Raw genomic sequence first — 15,999 nt, 5'->3', positions numbered from 1 at the left:
GTCAGTCTTTCTCAATCTTGAAGAAGCAGGTCCAGGAAGCCCCTGAGCACGGGCGAGGCGTTGTCGCGGCGCCAGGCCAGGCCGGTTTCGGCCAGCGGCGTGGGCCCGGCCAGGGCACGGTATTCTACGCCCGCACGCATCAGGTTCGACACGGATTGTGGCACAAGTGCCAAGCCCATGCCGCCGGACACCAGGCTGACGATGGTCTGCATCTGGATCGCTTCCTGGCCGATGACCGGGGTGAGGCCGGCCGCGCGGAAGCACCCGAGGATGGCGTCGTGCAGCGCGGGCGCCACCGCGCGCGGGAAGATCACCAGGGGCAGCGGCGGCAGGTCCTGCAGCCGCACCGGGACGCCGCCCCGCAAGGCGTCGAGGCCGGCGGGGGCGCACAGGATCAGCGGTTCCTCCAGCACTTTCACATAGTCGAGCAGCCCGTGCGCATTGCCCGGCAGCGGCGGGATCACGAAACCGGCGTCGATGCGCCCGGCAAGCAGTTCTTCCGACTGCACGTCGGAAGTCGCTTCGCGCAGCACCAGCTGGACCTGTGGGTAGGCGGCGCGGTAGCGCTGCAGGATCGACGGCAGCACGCTGTAGTCGGCGGTGGAGACGAAGGACAGCAGCAGGCGTCCCGCCTCGCCGGCGGCGACGCGGCGCACCAGGTCGGGCAGGCCGGCCGCGTCTTCCAGGATGCGGCGCGCTTCGGGCAGCAGGGCGGCGCCGGCCGGGGTGAGCGCCACCTGGCGGCGGTTGCGCAGGAACAGCGGGGCCCCGAGCAGGTCTTCCAGCCCGGCGATGCTTTGCGACAGCGGCGGCTGGGTCATGTGCAGGCGTTCGGCGGCGCGGCCGAAGTGCAGCTCTTCGGCGACCGTGACGAAGTGGCGCAGCTGGCGAAGTTCGAGGTTCATTGATACGCGCAGTATATGGGACGGGCCCGGTGATATGCAGAACATATCACACTGCGCGCAAGACGCCATCAAGAGGGATCAGCGGCGCTTGTCGAAGGCCTGCTTGACGCGCGCGGCGCGCTGCTTGTCCAGGTCCTTGTGTTGCTTTTTCTTGTCCAGGCCGAGCAGCTTTTCGATGAACTCGAACCAGACAAAGGCAAACACCATCAGCGCAATGATGTAGCCCCAGGACAGGTCGGCAAACACCCACACTTCGAACACACGCAGCCCGCAGAGGGCTGCAATCAAGACAATCAGCGGCATGGAAGACTCCTTCAAGCATGCATAGTACAAAACAAAATGATGCCGCGTGGAAAATTTTTGCTCATTGCGCCAAATTGAGCAACCCGGCCGTTGCACCTTCGTTACAAAGTGTTTCGCCAGATGGTTACTGGGGAAAATCACGGTAGAATGCAGGCGTCATAAACCTGGAGAAACAAATGAAACGGTCTTTGTTGTTGTGTGTCGTGATGTCGGCCTTCGCGTCCACCAGCGCGTTCGCACAAGCCGACCTGGCGAAAGCCAAGAACTGCATGGCCTGCCACGCGGCAGCCAACAAGCTGGTCGGCCCCTCGTACAAGGACGTGGCCGCCAAATATGCCGGCCAGAAGGGCGCCGAAGAAAAACTGGTGCAGAAAGTGATGAAGGGCGGCGCGGGCGTGTGGGGCCCGGTGCCGATGCCGGCCAACCCGCAGGTGAGCGAGGCCGAAGCCCGCAGCCTGGTGAAATGGGTGCTGGAGCAGAAGTAAGCTTCCGCCATAAGCCTGCCGCCGCAAGCGGCAACGAACGAAAAGCGCGCCTGCGTGAGCATGGCGCGCTTTTTTGTTGGTCAGCGGCCGATGCGGTAGATGACGTCGACACCCTGCCACAGCGTCTGCGCGGCCACCAGCGTCAGGCCGCGCGGGGCATCGGGGGCGCCGCCCGTGTAACGCCCGCTCGGGTCGGTCGCCATGCCCATCGCGTTCGACAGGTTCTTGAACGCGCCCAGCGTGACGCCGGTTGCCGGCTCGAGCTTGGTCCCGACGTTGCGCGCGATGTTCTGCGCCTTGTCCCTGGCATTGGCCAGGGCCTGCCGGACCAGTTCCGCTTCGATCTTGTCGCGGTCGCTGCGGCTGAACGCGACCGCCAGCGATTCGACGTTCGCCATCGTCATGAGGGACTGGATCATGGCGGCCCAGGCCGACAGGTCGCGGACCACGACGTTGACGGCCACGCGCGTGTCCATCTGTGGCGGCGTGCCGTCGGCCGGATGCTCGGTCTTGCGGGGACGGCGCAGGATGTCCTGCACGGTGATGTCCTCGGCGGCGACGCCGTGGGCGGCGAACAGGGCGCGGCTGGCATCCAGGCGTTCGCGCACCAGGTTCCACGCAGTGGTCGCATCCTGGTCGGCGGAGACGATCTCGAAGTCGATCTCGCCGGTGTCGGGCGTCACGCCGAGGCTGGCGCTGGCGCTCACGTGGATAAACGGATGGGTGGGCAGGTCGGCCGCCATGCCCGGCAGGGCGGCGGCAGCCAGGAAGAGTAGCGCGGCGAGTCGTGTCAGCATGCGTGCAATCCTTTTGTCGATGAGGGAAGGTACGCATCGACGATAGAGTATCTAGACATCAATGTCTATAAAAATACCTATGTGGGATGCAATTTATGCCCCACTCATAGAACTGTCTTTCTAGGTTCGCAGACCATGAAATGGCGGTAGCCGAGCGCGCAGAAATAGTCTTCCAGCGCCTGCGCCGAGGCGCCCGGGTCGCACAGGGCCACGTGGCCGTCCGGGCGGACGAGGTAGCCCGCGTCGCGCGCGAAGCCGGCGTCCTCGTGCTCCTGGCCCCATTCGAACTCGCGCAGGATCATGCCGTGGCGGTCGCACCAGGCACGCAGGTCCGGGTAGGCCTGGCCGTAGACGTGCACCTGCCAGTCGATCCGTGCCGGCGGCGCGTGATTGTCCACCCCCTGGCGCGCCACCCAGGGCAGGCGGTCGCCGCCATGCACGCGGCCGGCGGCGCCGCTGCTCAGGGGGCTGTCGCGGTAGTGGAGCGTGGTCTGCGAAATGATTCGGAACAGCAGCTCGCGCACCGGCCCGATGCCGTAGGCGACGCTGGCGAACAGCGGGGCGATACGGGTGCGGGCGAAGTCGGCGAAGTTGCCCTCCGCGGTGACGAAGCTGAACATGCGGTCGGTGGTCTCCACCAGCTTGCGCGCGAAGGCGATGCGCTCGGTTTCGTAGGTGTCGAGCAGGCTGTCCGGGGCGTCGCCGCGCACCACTTCGGCCAGTTTCCAGCCCAGGTTGATGGCGTCGCCGATGCCGGTGTTCATGCCCTGGCCCCCGGCCGGGCTGTGCACGTGGGCCGCGTCGCCGAGCAGGAACACGCGGCCGCGCCGGTAATGGGCGGTCACCCGGTGGTGCACGCGGTAGGTCGAGAACCAGTGCACCTGCTCGACTTCCAGACCCAGGCTGCCCATCGCGCGGCGGCTGACGTCGTCGAACGTCAAGCCGTCTCCCTGCGCGTCGCGTTCGCCGCGGATGGTTCCGACCAGGCGCCCGCGCCCGGTATCGGTGTAGCCGAGCAGGAGCACGAAATCCGAGGTCTCGAGCGACAGGTGGATTTCGCCGTTGGCGGCCGGCCCGCGCGCCTGGACGTCGGCCACGTAGAACAGCTGGTCGTAGGTGCCGCCGGCAAAGCCGGTGCCGAGATTGCGCCGCACGAAGGAGCGCGCGCCGTCGCAGCCGGCCAGGTAGCGCGCCTCGACCTGCACGTCGTTGGGCTGGCCGCGCACGGCGCGGCGCAGGCGCGCCACCACGTGGTCGCCGCGGTCCTCGAAGCCGGCCAGCTCGGTCTGGCGCTGGACCGACACGCCCGCCGCCGCCAGGTGCCGCTCGAGCAGTTGCTCGTGCGCATCCTGCGGGTAGATCAGCACGAACGGGTAGGGCGTCAGGCGCGCGCCGGCGGATTGAAAGTCCAGGTGGGCGCGGCGCTTGCCCTTGACCCACAGGTTGATGGCGGGGTTGCGCTTGCCGGCGGCAACCACCTCGTCGGCCAGCCCCAGCGGGCGGTACAGCTCCAGCGTGCGCGCCTGCACCGCCATCGCGCGCGAGGTCGTGCCCGGCCCGGCCGCCTTGTCCACGATGCAGACCCTGATGCCCTGCTTGGCCAGCGCCAGCGCCAGCACCATGCCGATGGGTCCGGCGCCCGTGATGAGTACGTCGTAACGGTCCATCTTCGTCTCCTGCTGCGGGTCGTACTTGCACAGATGCCGGCGTGGGGAAAATGTTCCGCTCCAGAGGGAAGTGCCGCAAAAATTGTTGTCGTCAGATTCCGCTATTGATCTCTGCCATATACGCCAGTACTGCCTGCTCAACAGTTTCGTTTCGATTTAGGTCAGGCCTTACCGTGCCACGGGAAATGCTGCCTGTGGTAATGCGCGCATTTCGCCAGATCGCGGCAAGCTAGAATCGGCATTGACAACTGCCTCCCGCCAACCCTGCCAGGAGTCCCATGTTCCATAGCTCCAAACAATCGATCCTGATGGCCGTGATCCTCGCCGCGCCATGGCCAGCGGCATGGGCGGCGTCGCCCTTCGCGCGGGAAGTGCCAACCACCTATGCCAGGTTTGAAGACGGCGCGGGAAGCTTGACGTTGGTTGTAACGGAGGTCGTCGCCACCGATTACCTGAAGGGCTACGATTGTCCCGAATCGCGGACCAACGCCGATGGCAGCACCATGGTTTCCATTTGCTTGAACCCGCCTCCAACCTGGTTCAAGGCGCGTGTGCTGCAGCATGTGGCGGGAGCGGACATTGGCGACGAGTTTTACGCGGTGACCGGCAGCCATTGGGGCGCAATGAAAGTCGGCCCCGCCGAGCCCGCAAAGCTGATGCTGCTCAATTCGAATGGCACGGCACTGGAAATGCTGCGCTATAGGTCCTGGCCCCTTGCAAGAAGCCGCGACGGGCAGTACCACCTGGTCGTTGAAGGGGGGGGGCATTCATTGGCTGCCTTGCTGGACCGCTTCCTTGAAGCAGGAAATCGACTATGGCGAATTTGCCGCCGACCTGGCGATCACGCGCGAGGAATACAACAGCCGCTGGGCGGAACGACATGCGGCCTACTACCGCGTCACCGCTGACAGCGTGCGCCCGCGTTACGCGATCCCCGTCGCCCGCTTGCAGCAGGGCTTGAAGGATGTGCCGCTGGCGGCTGCCGATTTTTCCTGCCGTCAGCCAACTCCAGGACGTTGAGCAGAGATTGGCAGCCAGCGCCGTCAGGCCAGCCAGTACCAGATCCCTGCCGCCCGCCCGGCCAGCGGAATATGCGCCCAGGTCGCCAGCAGCCAGACCAGCAGGCCGCCGCCCAGCGCATGGGCGCCGAAGCCGCCGAAGCGCGCCCGGCCCTGGAGGATGGCGGCGAAAGGCCAGTAGCTGGTGCGGCTTTCCCAGGCAACCCAGCCCTGCGGATCGAGGGCCGCCTTCTTGCGGTCCTGGAGCGCCGCGCCGCCCAGCGACAGCACGATGATGGCCACCGCGACGATGATGTTTTTTGTCACCGGATACACCAGGATGTGCACCATGCCCCAGATGGCGAAGGCCCATAGCATCGGATGCCGGGTGATGCCGTACACGCCGCGGGCCTCGGCGCTGGCCGCGTTGGTGGCGCCGGGCATGGCCGGGTTGCCCACCAGCGAGCCGAGCAGCATGATGGAAGCGGCCAGCATCAGGACCGTGGCCAGCGCCCACATGCCGTCGCCGACCTGCCACAGCGGCGCGGTAGTCGGGGTCCTCGGGTAGGCCCAGGCGATGGCGCCCAGGGTGGCGAAGGCCACGACGGAATATAGCGCCAGGAAAGCTTTTTCGCCCAGCGCACCCACCAGGGGACGGCGCAAGGGGTGGGACAGGAGGAAATGCGACCCTACGAACGCGCCGGCGCAGGCCAGCAGCAACATCGATCCGTCCATGCGCTGCTCCTCGGTGATTGTCGGGGAGCGCCGACTATAGCAAATGCAGGAATGTCAACTTGTCGATCGAGGCAAACGTGCGTCATGCGTCGCTCACTGCGCTCCGGGCTGATCTGCCGGCTATTCGATGACGAGCGGCAGGTCGCGTCGCTCGCGCGCGACATGGCCGGCATAGTCGGCCGCATGGATGCGCAGGATGTACGCGCCCGGCGCCAGGCCGCCGACTTGCCAGCTGCCGGTCTCGACTTCGCCGTCGCGCAGGCGGCTGTGCAGCGCATACGCGAAGCGGGTGGTCTTGCTGCCGTACACGGTGATGCCGCTGTCGGGCGCATACACGGCCTTGACCGCATCCTGGTTGCGCGGCAAGCGGTCATAGACCTGGGTAATGCGCGGGCGCTCATAGCCGGGCAGGGGCGTGCCGTCGGCGCGCAGCAGCTGGTAGCCGAGCTGGTACAGGCCCAGGCGGCGGCGCGCCAGGTTGCCGTCCACCTGGTCGTAGGCATCGACGACCACGTTGACTTCGCCCAGCGCGCGCGGCACGCGCAGCGGTTCGCCCCGCTTTCCCTTCGGTGCACTCAGCCGCTTTCCCTGGCTGTCGAACAGGGTGATGCTGTTGATCGTCGGCGGCACGGTGTCGGTAAAGCCCACGAAGGGCAGGCTCAGGGGATTGACCACCGCGCCGCCCTGGTAGTAGTCGAGGTGCACGTGCGCCATCGCGTTGATGGTGCCGAGCGGGTCGCCGACCGCGAAGCGGGTGCCGCGCGGCACCCGCACGCGCTCGGCCTTGCCGCGCGCCTTGGGGTCTTCGCTGCGCAGGACCTGGAAGCGCGCATCCAACGCATTGCCGCGCGTGTCGCGGCCGACCCGCATGTGGATGTACGACAGCGGGCCGACGCTGATGCCCTCGCTGAGCGTGTTGAAACCCCAGTTGGCATACGGGTCCGACACCTTCGAGGGAAACACGGCCAGCACTTTCGCGCCCACGTCGGCGCGCACGTCGAGGCCGGCGTGGAAGTGGTGGCGGCTGTCGCCGTTGTAGCTGCCGCGCACCTCGCCCATCACGCCGACGACTTCGTGGACGGTGTCCTGGGGGCCGACCGGCCAGGGCATCGGTTCGGTGCGCCGCACGGCCACCGGCTGCGGGCGGGCCGGGGCCGCTTCTTCGGGGCGGGGACTCGACAGGCGGTGCAGGCGGTGGGCATTCGCGTCCGCCACCACCAGGCTGCCGTCGCGCTCGACCGCGATGCCGCGCGGGCCGTAGAACTGCACCGTGCCGTCGGCGCCGAAGCCGTCGGCGGCCGGCGGCACGTCCGCATCGGCCAGCGCCCGGTATTCGCCCTCCGGCGTGAGCTGCAGGATGCGCCCGCCCGAGCTGGCCGCGATGTACAGGTAGCCGTCGTGGGTGAGCGCCAGGCCCACCGGACGGCGCAGCACGGGACGCTGTTCGCCTTCGCGCGGCTGGGCGATGGTCGTCACCATGCCATCCGGGCTGACGCGGCGGATCGCATTGTTGCCGGTATCGGCGACGTAGAGCGTGCCGTCCACGGCGACGGCGATGGCGCTGGGCGTGTCGAAGCCCGCTGCCGTGGCAAGACCGTCCGCATTGCCCGGCCTGGCGCCGCCGGCGACCGTCGTCACGCTGCCGTCCTTGCCGATGCGGCGGATGCGGTCATTGTAGGTATCGGCCACGTAGACGATGCCGGCATGGTCGACCGCCAGGCCGACCGGGCCGTTGAAGCGGGCCGCGCGCCCGATGCCATCGAGCTCGCCCGGGGTGCCGTCGCCGGCCAGCGTGGTGACGCTGCCGTCCTGGTCGATTTTCCGGATCGCGTGGTTGCCGGTGTCGGCCACGTACAGGTTGCCTTCGTGGTCGAAGGCGAGGGCGGACGGGGTGTGGAAGGCGGCGGCGGTGCCCACGCCGTCGGCAAAGCCTTCGCGGCCGCCGGCGAAGGTGGTCACCGTGCCGTCCGGCGCGATGGCGCGGATGCGATTGGCGTCGCCGGCGTCGGCGACATGGATCCTGCCTTTGGCATCGACGGCGACGCCGAAGGGGTCGTCGAAGCGGCTCGATGCGGCCGGGCCGTCGACCGCGCCCGGGATGCCTTCCCCGGCCAGGGTGGTCACACGCGCCGGCCAGAACGCCTGCGTCTTCGCGGCTTTCGGGGTGAACACGGCCAGCGCGCCCGGCTGGCGCTCGATGGTGTCGGTGAAATACAGGACGGCGCCGGCCGCCAGGATGCCCGCGCCCGCAAGCGCCGCGATGAGGATCTTTCGGTTCACTGAAGCCGCTGGATGAATTGCAGAGGCTGCAATCTTAACGGAAGTTTCATCGTAGGGTGGCCGGCTTGGCCGGCCGCGCGTTCAACGCACGGATGCGTCGTGGCGACACCTATTCGAACTCCATCCCGTCGCATGCGGGGTTGCCGCCCCAATCGGCCGGGTATATTCCCGTGCGCACAAACCGTCCAAATGTTGAGAATGGCCATTCCGATGCATGCTTCGCCAATCCATGCTTCACCGGATTGAAATGAATGTAATCCACGTGTCGCTCCATATCGACCTCGTTCCGGATCTGATGTTCCCAAAAGCGGCGCTGCCAGATAGGCGCGGCCCCGCGTTCTTGCCTCGACTTCGACAGGGTCATCGGATACAAGTGGCCGCAGGAATACGAGACGTGGTGCTTGATCTGCGTCCAGCGAATCGAGAAGTTGGTATCGTCGTCGGGAAGCGTCCATATGCAGTGGAGGTGATCCGGCATCAAGACCATCGCATCGGTTGTAAACGGAAACCGGATGCGTACGCGTTCGATGGCATGGCGAAGCGCGGCGCGTATCGCATCGTCACAGAGGATCGGGCGGCGGTGGGTGACGACCGTGAAAAAGTAGGTCGTGCCGGTCAGGGCGCGGCGGTAGTGGGGCATCGGCGCATGTTAAGTTGCCGCCGGAATTAGAAGGTGCGTCCGATCAAAGGGAAGTTGGACGCGCGGACGGCGAAGCCGTCCACCCTACTGCGTGCGCAGGTATTCGATTTCCTGCGACACGGCCTTGCTGACGATCTCGCCCAGCGCCTCGTGCAGCCCTTCGCGCAGGTCGGCGGTGAAGGTTTCGAGCGTGCGCTGCATGGCGTCGGCCATGGCGTCGCGCACGCGCTGCTCGAGCACGAAGTCGACGCGGCCCTGCAGTTGCTGCAGCACGCGCTCGGTCACGCGGCGCTCCAGCACGCTCCATTCCTCGCCGGTCCAGCGCTCGCTGGCACGGCGTTCCAGCTGCTGCGCCAGCGGTTCGGGCGGCTCGGGAGGCGCGGCTGCCGGCGCCGGCGGGATGACCGGCTCGGACACGACTTCCGTCAACACGGGGATGCTCGGGTCGAAAGCGGCGTTCTGGCTCATGACTGTCCTGCGACGAAGTGGGTCAGGGGGTAGGACTGCTTCTTGTAGGCGACGTAGCGCTTGCGGCCCTCGGCGGCGTCCGCTTCGTCGGTGGAGATGATCTCGAACACGCGCGCGAACTTCGCCAGTGTAGCCGGCGTGCGGCGGGTGAGGTTGACCAGCATCTCATGATGTGGCAGTGGCGCGCCTTCATCGAAGGTGACGATGACCGGCGTCTGGCCCGCCAGCGGATCGCCGGCCAGGACGTGCGGGATGAAATCGGTGCTCGAGACCGTCCACAGCGCCGCGTTCAGCGCTTCGGCCTGGGCGGCATCCTCGGCCAGCAGCACGACCCTGGCCTTGGCGGCATAGGCTTTGCGGGCCAGGCGGCAGGCGTAGGACAGCTTGTCCGGGATGTTGGTATGGAAGTCGATGCGGGTCATGGTGCTTGCAAGGAAAGAGGGCGGCACGGGCCGCCCTCGGGACATCAGGCGTTCATGCCGCCCTGGGACTGGCCGGCCTGCGCAATATCGGCCTGAACCATGCCGCTATGGCGCAGCAGCGCGTCGATCGAGGGCTCGCGGCCGCGGAAGGCCCTGAACGATTCCAGCGCCGGGCGCGAGCCGCCCACCGCCAGGATCTCGCGCTGGAAGCGCTTGCCGGTCTCCTGCAGCTGGCCGGACTCCAGCGCCTCCTCGAACGCCGCATAGGCGTCGGCGGACAGCACCTCGGCCCACTTGTAGCTGTAGTAGCCGGCCGCGTAGCCGCCCGAGAAGATGTGGCCGAACGAGTGCTGGAAGCGGTTGAAGGACGGCGGGATCATCACCGAGAACTGCCTGCGGATGTCGTCGATCAGGGCCTGCACGGTGCGCTCGCTGGCCGGGTCGAAGTCGTAGTGCAGGTGCATGTCGATCAGCGAGAACTCGACCTGGCGCAGCGTCATCATCCCGGACTGGAAGTTCTTCGCCGCCAGCATCTTGTCGTAGAGCAGACGCGGCAGCGGTTCGCCCGTCTTCACGTGGGCGGTCATCTGCTGCAGCTTGTCCCACTCCCAGCAGAAGTTTTCCATGAACTGCGAAGGCAGTTCCACCGCATCCCATTCCACGCCCGAGATGCCCGATACCGACAGTTCCTCGACTTCGGTCAGCATGTGGTGCAGGCCGTGGCCGAACTCGTGGAACAGGGTGATGACTTCGTCGTGCGTGAACAGCGACGGTTGCAGCTTGCCGTCCACCGTTGCCGGTGGCGTGAAGTTGCAGGTGAGGTAGGCGATCGGGGTCTGCACGATGCCGCCCGTGGTCAGGCGGCGGCCGCGCGCGTCGTCCATCCAGGCGCCCTGGTTCTTGCCCTCGCGCGCATACAGGTCGAGGTAGAACTGCCCCACCAGTTCGCCGTCGCGTTCGATGCGGAAGAAGCGCACGTCCGGATGCCACACGGGCGCTTCATCGGCCTTGATCTGCACGCCGAACAGGTCCTGGATGACCGTGAACAGTCCCTGCACGACCTTCGGTTCGGGGAAGTATTCCTTCACTTCCTTCTCGGAGAAGGCATAGCGCTGCTCGCGCAGCTTTTCCGAGGCGTAGGCCACGTCCCAGGATTGCAGGTCTTCGATGCCCAGCTCGCTTCTAGCGAAGGCGCGCAGCTCTTCCAGGTCCTTCTCGGCGAAGGGGCGCGCGCGCTTCGCCAAGTCTTCCAGGAATTCCACCACGTGCTGCGGGCTCTCCGCCATCTTCGGCACCAGCGACACTTCGGCGAAGTTGGCGTACTCCAGCAGCTGGGCTTCTTCGTGGCGCAGCTGCAGGAGCTTGACGATGTTCCCGGTGTTGTCCCATTCAGCAAGCTTGCTGAACATGGTGCCGGCGTCGGAGGCCTTGGTGGCGCTGGCGCGGTAGATGGTTTCGCGCAAGGAGCGGTTATCGCAGAACTGCAGCACCGGGTAGTAGGACGGGAAGTGCAGGCTGAACTGCCAGCCGGCCTTGCCGTCCTTCTCGGCGCTGGCGCGGGCCGCAAGCTTCACGTCGTCCGGAATGCCCGACAGTTCTTCTTCGCTCTCGACCAGCAGCTTGTAGTCGTTGGTCGCGTCGAGCACGTTCTGCGAGAAGCGGGTCGAGGTGGCGGCCTGCTGTTCCTGGATGTCGGCGAAGCGCTGCTTTTTATCTTCCGGCAGCTCGGCGCCGCCCAGGCGGAAGTCGCGCAGCGCGTTCTCGACGATGCGCTTGCGGGCAGGCGTGAGGCTGTCGTATTCAGCGCTGGCGCGGAGCAGCTTGTACTTGGCGAACAGCGCCTCGTTCTGGCCGAGGGAGGTCCAGAACTCGGTGACCTTCGGCTGGTTCTCGTTGTAGGTGGCGCGCAGCTCGGGCGTGTCGGCCACGTGGTTCAGGTGGTTGACCACGCCCCAGGCGCGGCCCAGGCGCTCGGTGGCTTCCTCGAGCGGCACCACGAAGCTGTCCCAGGACACGTTCTCTTGCGGCGCTTCGAGCCGGGTGACGACCTCGGCGGCTTCCTTGATCAACTGTTCGATGGCCGGCGTGACGTGCTCCGGGCGGAACAGGTCGAAGCGCGGCAGGCTCGAGAAATCGAGGAGAGGATTGCTGGTGTCAGTCGTCATGGTGTTCCTTCCTGGTTCTGGGTTATGCCACGCCGGGCTTCGGTTCCATTCCCGTTGCCTGGCTGGGGCAGTTCTGGCTGCTGGAGTGCACGCGCTCGGCGGACTCCACCGTGTTCATCAACAGCATGGTGATCGTCATCGGACCGACGCCGCCCGGCACCGGCGTGATGTGCGACGCGACTTCGCGTACGCCCGCATAGTCCACGTCGCCGCACAGCTTGCCGGCGTCGTCGCGGTTCATGCCGACGTCGATCACGACGGCGCCCGGCTTGACCATGTCGGCGGTAAGCGTATTGCGGCGGCCGACGGCGGCGACGACCACGTCGGCCTGGCGGGTATGGTAGCCCAGGTCCGGCGTTGCGCTATGGCAGATGGTGACGGTGGCGTTGCCTTGCAAGAGCAGCAGCGCCATCGGCTTGCCGACGGTATTGGAACGGCCGATCACGACCGCGTGCTTGCCGCGCAGGTCGATGCCGGTGGTCTCGATCAGCTTCATGCAGCCGTAGGGCGTGCAGGGGCGGAAGCCCGGCAGGTTGGCGACCAGTTCGCCGGCCGACAGCACCGAGTAGCCGTCGACATCCTTGCTGGTGGCGATCGCCTCGATGACCTTGCTCGGGTCGATGTGCTTCGGCAGCGGCATCTGCACCAGGATGCCGTGGATGCTCGGGTCGGCGTTCAGCGCGGCGATACGGTCCAGCAGGGCCTGTTCCGTCAGGTCGGCGTCGTATTTCTCCAGCACAGAGTGGAAGCCCACGTCGCCGCAGGCCTTGACCTTGTTGCGCACGTAGACGTGGCTCGCCGGGTCCTCGCCGACCAGGATCACGGCCAGGCCGGGCTGCCTGCCGGCAGCGGTCAGCTTGGCGGCGCGCTGGGCGATCTCGCCGCGCAGTTGTTGGGAAAGGAGGACTCCGTCGATGTTCTGGGCTGGCATGTTCTGGCTCATGGCTAGGCAAAAATGAAATTATAAGGCCCGCGCCCGCAATGCACCCTGAATCGCGCGCCGCGGCGGGCCAAGCATTGTCATATTTACCTTTCGCTCCGCCAAAGGGGGAGTGGCCGGCAGCCGCTTCGATATACGATGGTCTGCAGGGCGGACGGCTCTGCCGTCCGCGCGTTCAAGCGCATGATGAACAGCCCCCGCGTCAATTCGCGCCGGATTTGAACGCGTGGTCGGCGAAGCCGACCACCCTACGAAAATGTGCGGTCGCAGCATGGAATTTCGCAATGTGAAATTACATATCGCAATTTGAAAAAGGCAAAATCCACTGGTAGAATCGAACGGTTTATTTTCAGATATTTGAAATTTCACCATATCGCCGCCAGCCATTTTCAGGGAACGGGTGGGGCGACACTCTAAGGAGACGCATTACATGTCAGCTCAACTCGACCAGTTGACGGCACAAGCTGCCAACGACCCGGATACGCTCGAAACCCAGGAATGGCTGGACGCGCTGGAAGCGGTGATCGAACATGAAGGCACCGAGCGCGCGCATTATCTGATGGAGCGCATGGTCGACCTGGCGCGCCGCCGCGGCGCCCACATCCCGTTCTCGAGCAATACCGCCTACGTGAACACCATCCCGGCGCACCTGAACGTGAACTGCCCGGGCAACCTCGAATACGAAGAGCGCCTGCGCTCGTGGATGCGCTGGAACGCGATGGCGATGGTGGTCAAGGCCAACCGTGCCGACGGCGACCTGGGCGGCCACATCTCGTCCTTCGCCTCGCTGGCGAACATGCTGGGCATCGGCTTCAACCACTTCTGGCACGCCCCGACCGAAGAGCATGGCGGCGACCTGCTGTACATCCAGGGCCACTCTTCGCCCGGCATCTACGCGCGCGCCTACCTGGAAGGCCGCATCACCGAAGAGCAGCTGCTGAACTTCCGCCGCGAAGTCGACGGCAAGGGCCTGTCGTCGTACCCGCACCCGAAACTGATGCCGGACTTCTGGCAGTTCCCGACCGTCTCGATGGGCCTGGGGCCCCTGATGGCGATCTACCAGGCGCGCTTCCTGAAGTACCTGCACGCACGCGGCATCGCCAACACCGAGAACCGCAAGGTCTGGGTCTTCTGCGGCGACGGCGAGATGGACGAGCCGGAATCGATGGGCGCGATCGGCATGGCCGCGCGCGAGCGCCTCGACAACCTGGTCATGGTCGTCAACTGCAACCTGCAGCGCCTGGACGGCCCGGTACGCGGCAACGGCAAGATCATCCAGGAACTGGAATCGGACTTCCGCGGCGCCGGCTGGAACGTCGTCAAGGTCATCTGGGGCTCGCAGTGGGATGCGTTGCTCTCCAAGGACAAGGACGGCATCCTGCAGCGCGTGATGATGGAAACCGTGGACGGCGAATACCAGAACTACAAGGCCAAGGACGGCGCCTACGTGCGCAAGCACTTCTTCGGCAAGCACCCGGAGCTGCTCAAGATGGTCGCCAACATGAGCGACGACGACATCTGGCGCCTGACCCGCGGCGGCCACGACCCGCACAAGATCTACGCCGCGTTCAAGAACGCGCAGGAAAACAAGGGCACCCCGACCGTGCTGCTGGTGAAGACCGTCAAGGGCTTCGGCATGGGCAAGTCGGGCGAGGCGCGCAATACCGCGCACCAGACCAAGAAGCTGGACGACGCCGCCATCCGCGAGATGCGCGACCGTTTCAACATCCCTATCCCGGACGACAAGCTGGCCGAGATCCCGTTCTTCAAGCCGTCCGACGACGCGCCGGAGATGCAGTACCTGCACGAGCGCCGCAAGGCCCTGGGCGGCTACCTGCCGCAGCGCCGTTCCAAGGCGGACGAGCAGCTGGTCGTGCCGCCGCTGGAAACCTTCAAGGCCGTGCTCGAGCCGACCGCGGAAGGCCGCGAGATCTCGACCACGCAGTCGTACGTGCGCGTCATCACCAGCCTGCTGAAGGACCCGAGCATCGGCCAGCGCATCGTGCCGATCCTGGTCGACGAATCGCGTACCTTCGGCATGGAAGGCCTGTTCCGCCAGATCGGCATCTTCAACCAGCAGGGCCAGCTGTACGAGCCGGTCGACCGCGACCAGGTGATGTACTACCGTGAAGACAAGGCCGGCCAGATCCTGCAGGAGGGCATCAACGAAGCGGGCGGCATGAGCTCGTGGATCGCCGCGGCGACCTCGTACTCGTCGAACAACCGCACCATGATCCCGTTCTACACGTTCTACTCGATGTTCGGCATGCAGCGCGTGGGCGACCTGGTCTGGCTGGCGGGCGACATCCGTGCCCGCGGCTTCCTGATGGGCGGCACTGCCGGCCGTACCACGCTGAACGGCGAAGGCCTGCAGCACGAGGACGGCCACAGCCACGTCATCGCGGCCACGGTCCCGAACTGCATTCCCTACGACCCGACCTTCGGGCACGAAGTGGCGGTGATCATCCAGGACGGCCTGCGCCGCATGGTGCAGGAGCAGGAGGATGTGTTCTACTACATCACCATCATGAACGAGAACTATGCCCACCCGGGCCTGAAGCCGGGCCAGGAAGAGGGCATCCTGAAGGGCATGTACCTGCTGCAGGAAGGCGCGCCGATCGAAGGCGACGCCGCCAGCGCCAAGCGCGTCCAGCTGATCGGTTGCGGCACCATCCTGCGCGAGTCGATCGCAGCAAGCGAGCTGCTGAAGAACGACTGGGGCGTCGATGCGGACGTGTGGTCGGCTCCGTCGCTGACGCTGCTGGCGCGCGACGGCCAGGATGCCGAGCGCTGGAACATGGTCAACCCGGACGCCGAGCAGCGCGTGCCGTACGTGACCTCGCTGCTGCAGAACACCGCCGGCCCGATCGTCGCCACCACCGACTACATGCGCCTGTTCGCCGAGCAGATCCGCGGCTTCATGCCGAAGGACCGCACCTACAAGGTGCTGGGCACCGATGGCTTCGGCCGCTCGGATTCGCGCGTCAAGCTGCGCGAGTTCTTCGAAGTGAACCGCTACTACATCACCGTGGCATCGCTGCGCGCCCTGGCCGATGAAGGCAAGATCGACCGCGCCATCGTGACCCAGGCGATCCAGAAGTACGGCATCGACCAGAACAAGCCGAATCCTGTGACCGTGTAAATGCTCAGAGGCGTCGCTCCCGCACAGGCGGGAGCCCAATTTTGCGTGAGCA

The 15,999-nt window shown here is 66.0% G+C and carries 14 protein-coding genes; 3 read left to right on the top strand and 11 right to left on the bottom strand.

All coding sequences use genetic code 11. The features are described 5' to 3' along the window. Positions 1–11: 11 nt before the first annotated feature. Positions 12–905: a LysR family transcriptional regulator gene (locus ACFFJK_RS15495; protein ID WP_379680304.1), complete on the bottom strand. Its 894-nt coding sequence runs from the start codon at positions 903–905 to the stop codon at positions 12–14. 78 nt (positions 906–983) lie between these two features. After that, positions 984–1,208 carry a hypothetical protein gene (locus tag ACFFJK_RS15490; RefSeq protein ID WP_379680303.1) on the bottom strand — a complete coding sequence of 75 codons (225 nt, stop codon included), beginning with the start codon at positions 1,206–1,208 and terminating at the stop codon, positions 984–986. Between the two features lie 176 nt (positions 1,209–1,384). Here ACFFJK_RS15490 and ACFFJK_RS15485 point away from each other — a divergent pair, with 176 nt between their 5' ends. Beyond that, positions 1,385–1,693: a c-type cytochrome gene (locus ACFFJK_RS15485; RefSeq protein ID WP_379680301.1), complete on the top strand. Its 309-nt coding sequence runs from the start codon at positions 1,385–1,387 to the stop codon at positions 1,691–1,693. A gap of 80 nt (positions 1,694–1,773) precedes the next feature. Here the strand turns inward: ACFFJK_RS15485 and ACFFJK_RS15480 are convergent, their stop codons facing one another. Both ACFFJK_RS15480 and ACFFJK_RS15475 read right to left on the bottom strand, forming a co-directional pair. Then, a complete protein-coding gene (locus ACFFJK_RS15480) occupies positions 1,774–2,490 on the bottom strand; it encodes an SIMPL domain-containing protein (RefSeq protein ID WP_379680300.1) in 717 nt (238 codons plus the stop codon). Positions 2,491–2,594: 104 nt separating this feature from the next. Beyond that, positions 2,595–4,157, bottom strand: a complete 1,563-nt coding sequence (locus ACFFJK_RS15475; protein WP_379680299.1) for an FAD-dependent monooxygenase — start codon at positions 4,155–4,157, stop codon at positions 2,595–2,597. A gap of 278 nt (positions 4,158–4,435) precedes the next feature. Here ACFFJK_RS15475 and ACFFJK_RS15470 point away from each other — a divergent pair, with 278 nt between their 5' ends. After that, on the top strand, positions 4,436–5,065 hold the full coding sequence (locus ACFFJK_RS15470) for a hypothetical protein (protein ID WP_379680298.1): 630 nt from the start codon (positions 4,436–4,438) through the stop codon (positions 5,063–5,065). A 135-nt stretch (positions 5,066–5,200) separates the two neighbouring features. On the opposite strand, the gene ACFFJK_RS15465 is transcribed toward ACFFJK_RS15470, so the two are convergent. From ACFFJK_RS15465 to folD, 7 genes are all read right to left on the bottom strand, one after another. Then, entirely contained in the window at positions 5,201–5,890 is a 690-nt protein-coding gene (locus ACFFJK_RS15465; RefSeq protein WP_379680297.1) for an NnrU family protein, read from the bottom strand. A gap of 120 nt (positions 5,891–6,010) precedes the next feature. Next, positions 6,011–8,170, bottom strand: coding sequence for an NHL repeat-containing protein (locus tag ACFFJK_RS15460; protein WP_379680296.1), 2,160 nt, complete (start codon positions 8,168–8,170; stop codon positions 6,011–6,013). A 109-nt stretch (positions 8,171–8,279) separates the two neighbouring features. After that, a complete protein-coding gene (locus ACFFJK_RS15455; RefSeq protein ID WP_379680295.1) occupies positions 8,280–8,810 on the bottom strand; it encodes an REP-associated tyrosine transposase in 531 nt (176 codons plus the stop codon). Between the two features lie 84 nt (positions 8,811–8,894). Further along, on the bottom strand, positions 8,895–9,278 hold the full coding sequence (locus ACFFJK_RS15450) for a DUF2486 family protein (RefSeq protein WP_379680294.1): 384 nt from the start codon (positions 9,276–9,278) through the stop codon (positions 8,895–8,897). Further along, positions 9,275–9,700: a DNA polymerase III subunit chi gene (locus ACFFJK_RS15445; protein WP_379680293.1), complete on the bottom strand. Its 426-nt coding sequence runs from the start codon at positions 9,698–9,700 to the stop codon at positions 9,275–9,277. Before ACFFJK_RS15445 ends, ACFFJK_RS15450 begins: the two co-directional genes overlap by 4 nt. A 44-nt stretch (positions 9,701–9,744) precedes the next feature. After that, positions 9,745–11,865, bottom strand: a complete 2,121-nt coding sequence (locus ACFFJK_RS15440) for a M3 family metallopeptidase (protein ID WP_379680292.1) — start codon at positions 11,863–11,865, stop codon at positions 9,745–9,747. 22 nt (positions 11,866–11,887) lie between these two features. Continuing rightward, positions 11,888–12,796: a bifunctional methylenetetrahydrofolate dehydrogenase/methenyltetrahydrofolate cyclohydrolase FolD gene (gene folD / locus ACFFJK_RS15435; RefSeq protein ID WP_379680567.1), complete on the bottom strand. Its 909-nt coding sequence runs from the start codon at positions 12,794–12,796 to the stop codon at positions 11,888–11,890. Between the two features lie 439 nt (positions 12,797–13,235). On the opposite strand from folD, the gene aceE reads away from it, so the two are divergent. After that, positions 13,236–15,947, top strand: coding sequence for a pyruvate dehydrogenase (acetyl-transferring), homodimeric type (gene aceE, locus ACFFJK_RS15430; protein ID WP_379680291.1), 2,712 nt, complete (start codon positions 13,236–13,238; stop codon positions 15,945–15,947). Positions 15,948–15,999 lie beyond the last annotated feature (52 nt).

This window comes from Massilia consociata, assembly GCF_042432755.1.
GTDB lineage: Bacteria > Pseudomonadota > Gammaproteobacteria > Burkholderiales > Burkholderiaceae_D > Telluria > Telluria consociata.
This window is presented reverse-complemented; position numbering and strand designations above follow the sequence as displayed.

What these genes read in the sequence shown, in the direction of transcription:
- ACFFJK_RS15495 (WP_379680304.1), bottom strand. Translation starts at nt 905, where the DNA reads ATGAACCTCGAACTTCGCCAGCTGCGCCACTTCGTCACGGTCGCCGAA.
- ACFFJK_RS15490 (WP_379680303.1), bottom strand. Translation starts at nt 1,208, where the DNA reads ATGCCGCTGATTGTCTTGATTGCAGCCCTCTGCGGGCTGCGTGTGTTC.
- ACFFJK_RS15485 (WP_379680301.1), top strand. Translation starts at nt 1,385, where the DNA reads ATGAAACGGTCTTTGTTGTTGTGTGTCGTGATGTCGGCCTTCGCGTCC.
- ACFFJK_RS15480 (WP_379680300.1), bottom strand. Translation starts at nt 2,490, where the DNA reads ATGCTGACACGACTCGCCGCGCTACTCTTCCTGGCTGCCGCCGCCCTG.
- ACFFJK_RS15475 (WP_379680299.1), bottom strand. Translation starts at nt 4,157, where the DNA reads ATGGACCGTTACGACGTACTCATCACGGGCGCCGGACCCATCGGCATG.
- ACFFJK_RS15470 (WP_379680298.1), top strand. Translation starts at nt 4,436, where the DNA reads ATGTTCCATAGCTCCAAACAATCGATCCTGATGGCCGTGATCCTCGCC.
- ACFFJK_RS15465 (WP_379680297.1), bottom strand. Translation starts at nt 5,890, where the DNA reads ATGGACGGATCGATGTTGCTGCTGGCCTGCGCCGGCGCGTTCGTAGGG.
- ACFFJK_RS15455 (WP_379680295.1), bottom strand. Translation starts at nt 8,810, where the DNA reads ATGCCCCACTACCGCCGCGCCCTGACCGGCACGACCTACTTTTTCACG.
- ACFFJK_RS15450 (WP_379680294.1), bottom strand. Translation starts at nt 9,278, where the DNA reads ATGAGCCAGAACGCCGCTTTCGACCCGAGCATCCCCGTGTTGACGGAA.
- ACFFJK_RS15445 (WP_379680293.1), bottom strand. Translation starts at nt 9,700, where the DNA reads ATGACCCGCATCGACTTCCATACCAACATCCCGGACAAGCTGTCCTAC.
- ACFFJK_RS15440 (WP_379680292.1), bottom strand. Translation starts at nt 11,865, where the DNA reads ATGACGACTGACACCAGCAATCCTCTCCTCGATTTCTCGAGCCTGCCG.
- folD (WP_379680567.1), bottom strand. Translation starts at nt 12,796, where the DNA reads ATGCCAGCCCAGAACATCGACGGAGTCCTCCTTTCCCAACAACTGCGC.
- aceE (WP_379680291.1), top strand. Translation starts at nt 13,236, where the DNA reads ATGTCAGCTCAACTCGACCAGTTGACGGCACAAGCTGCCAACGACCCG.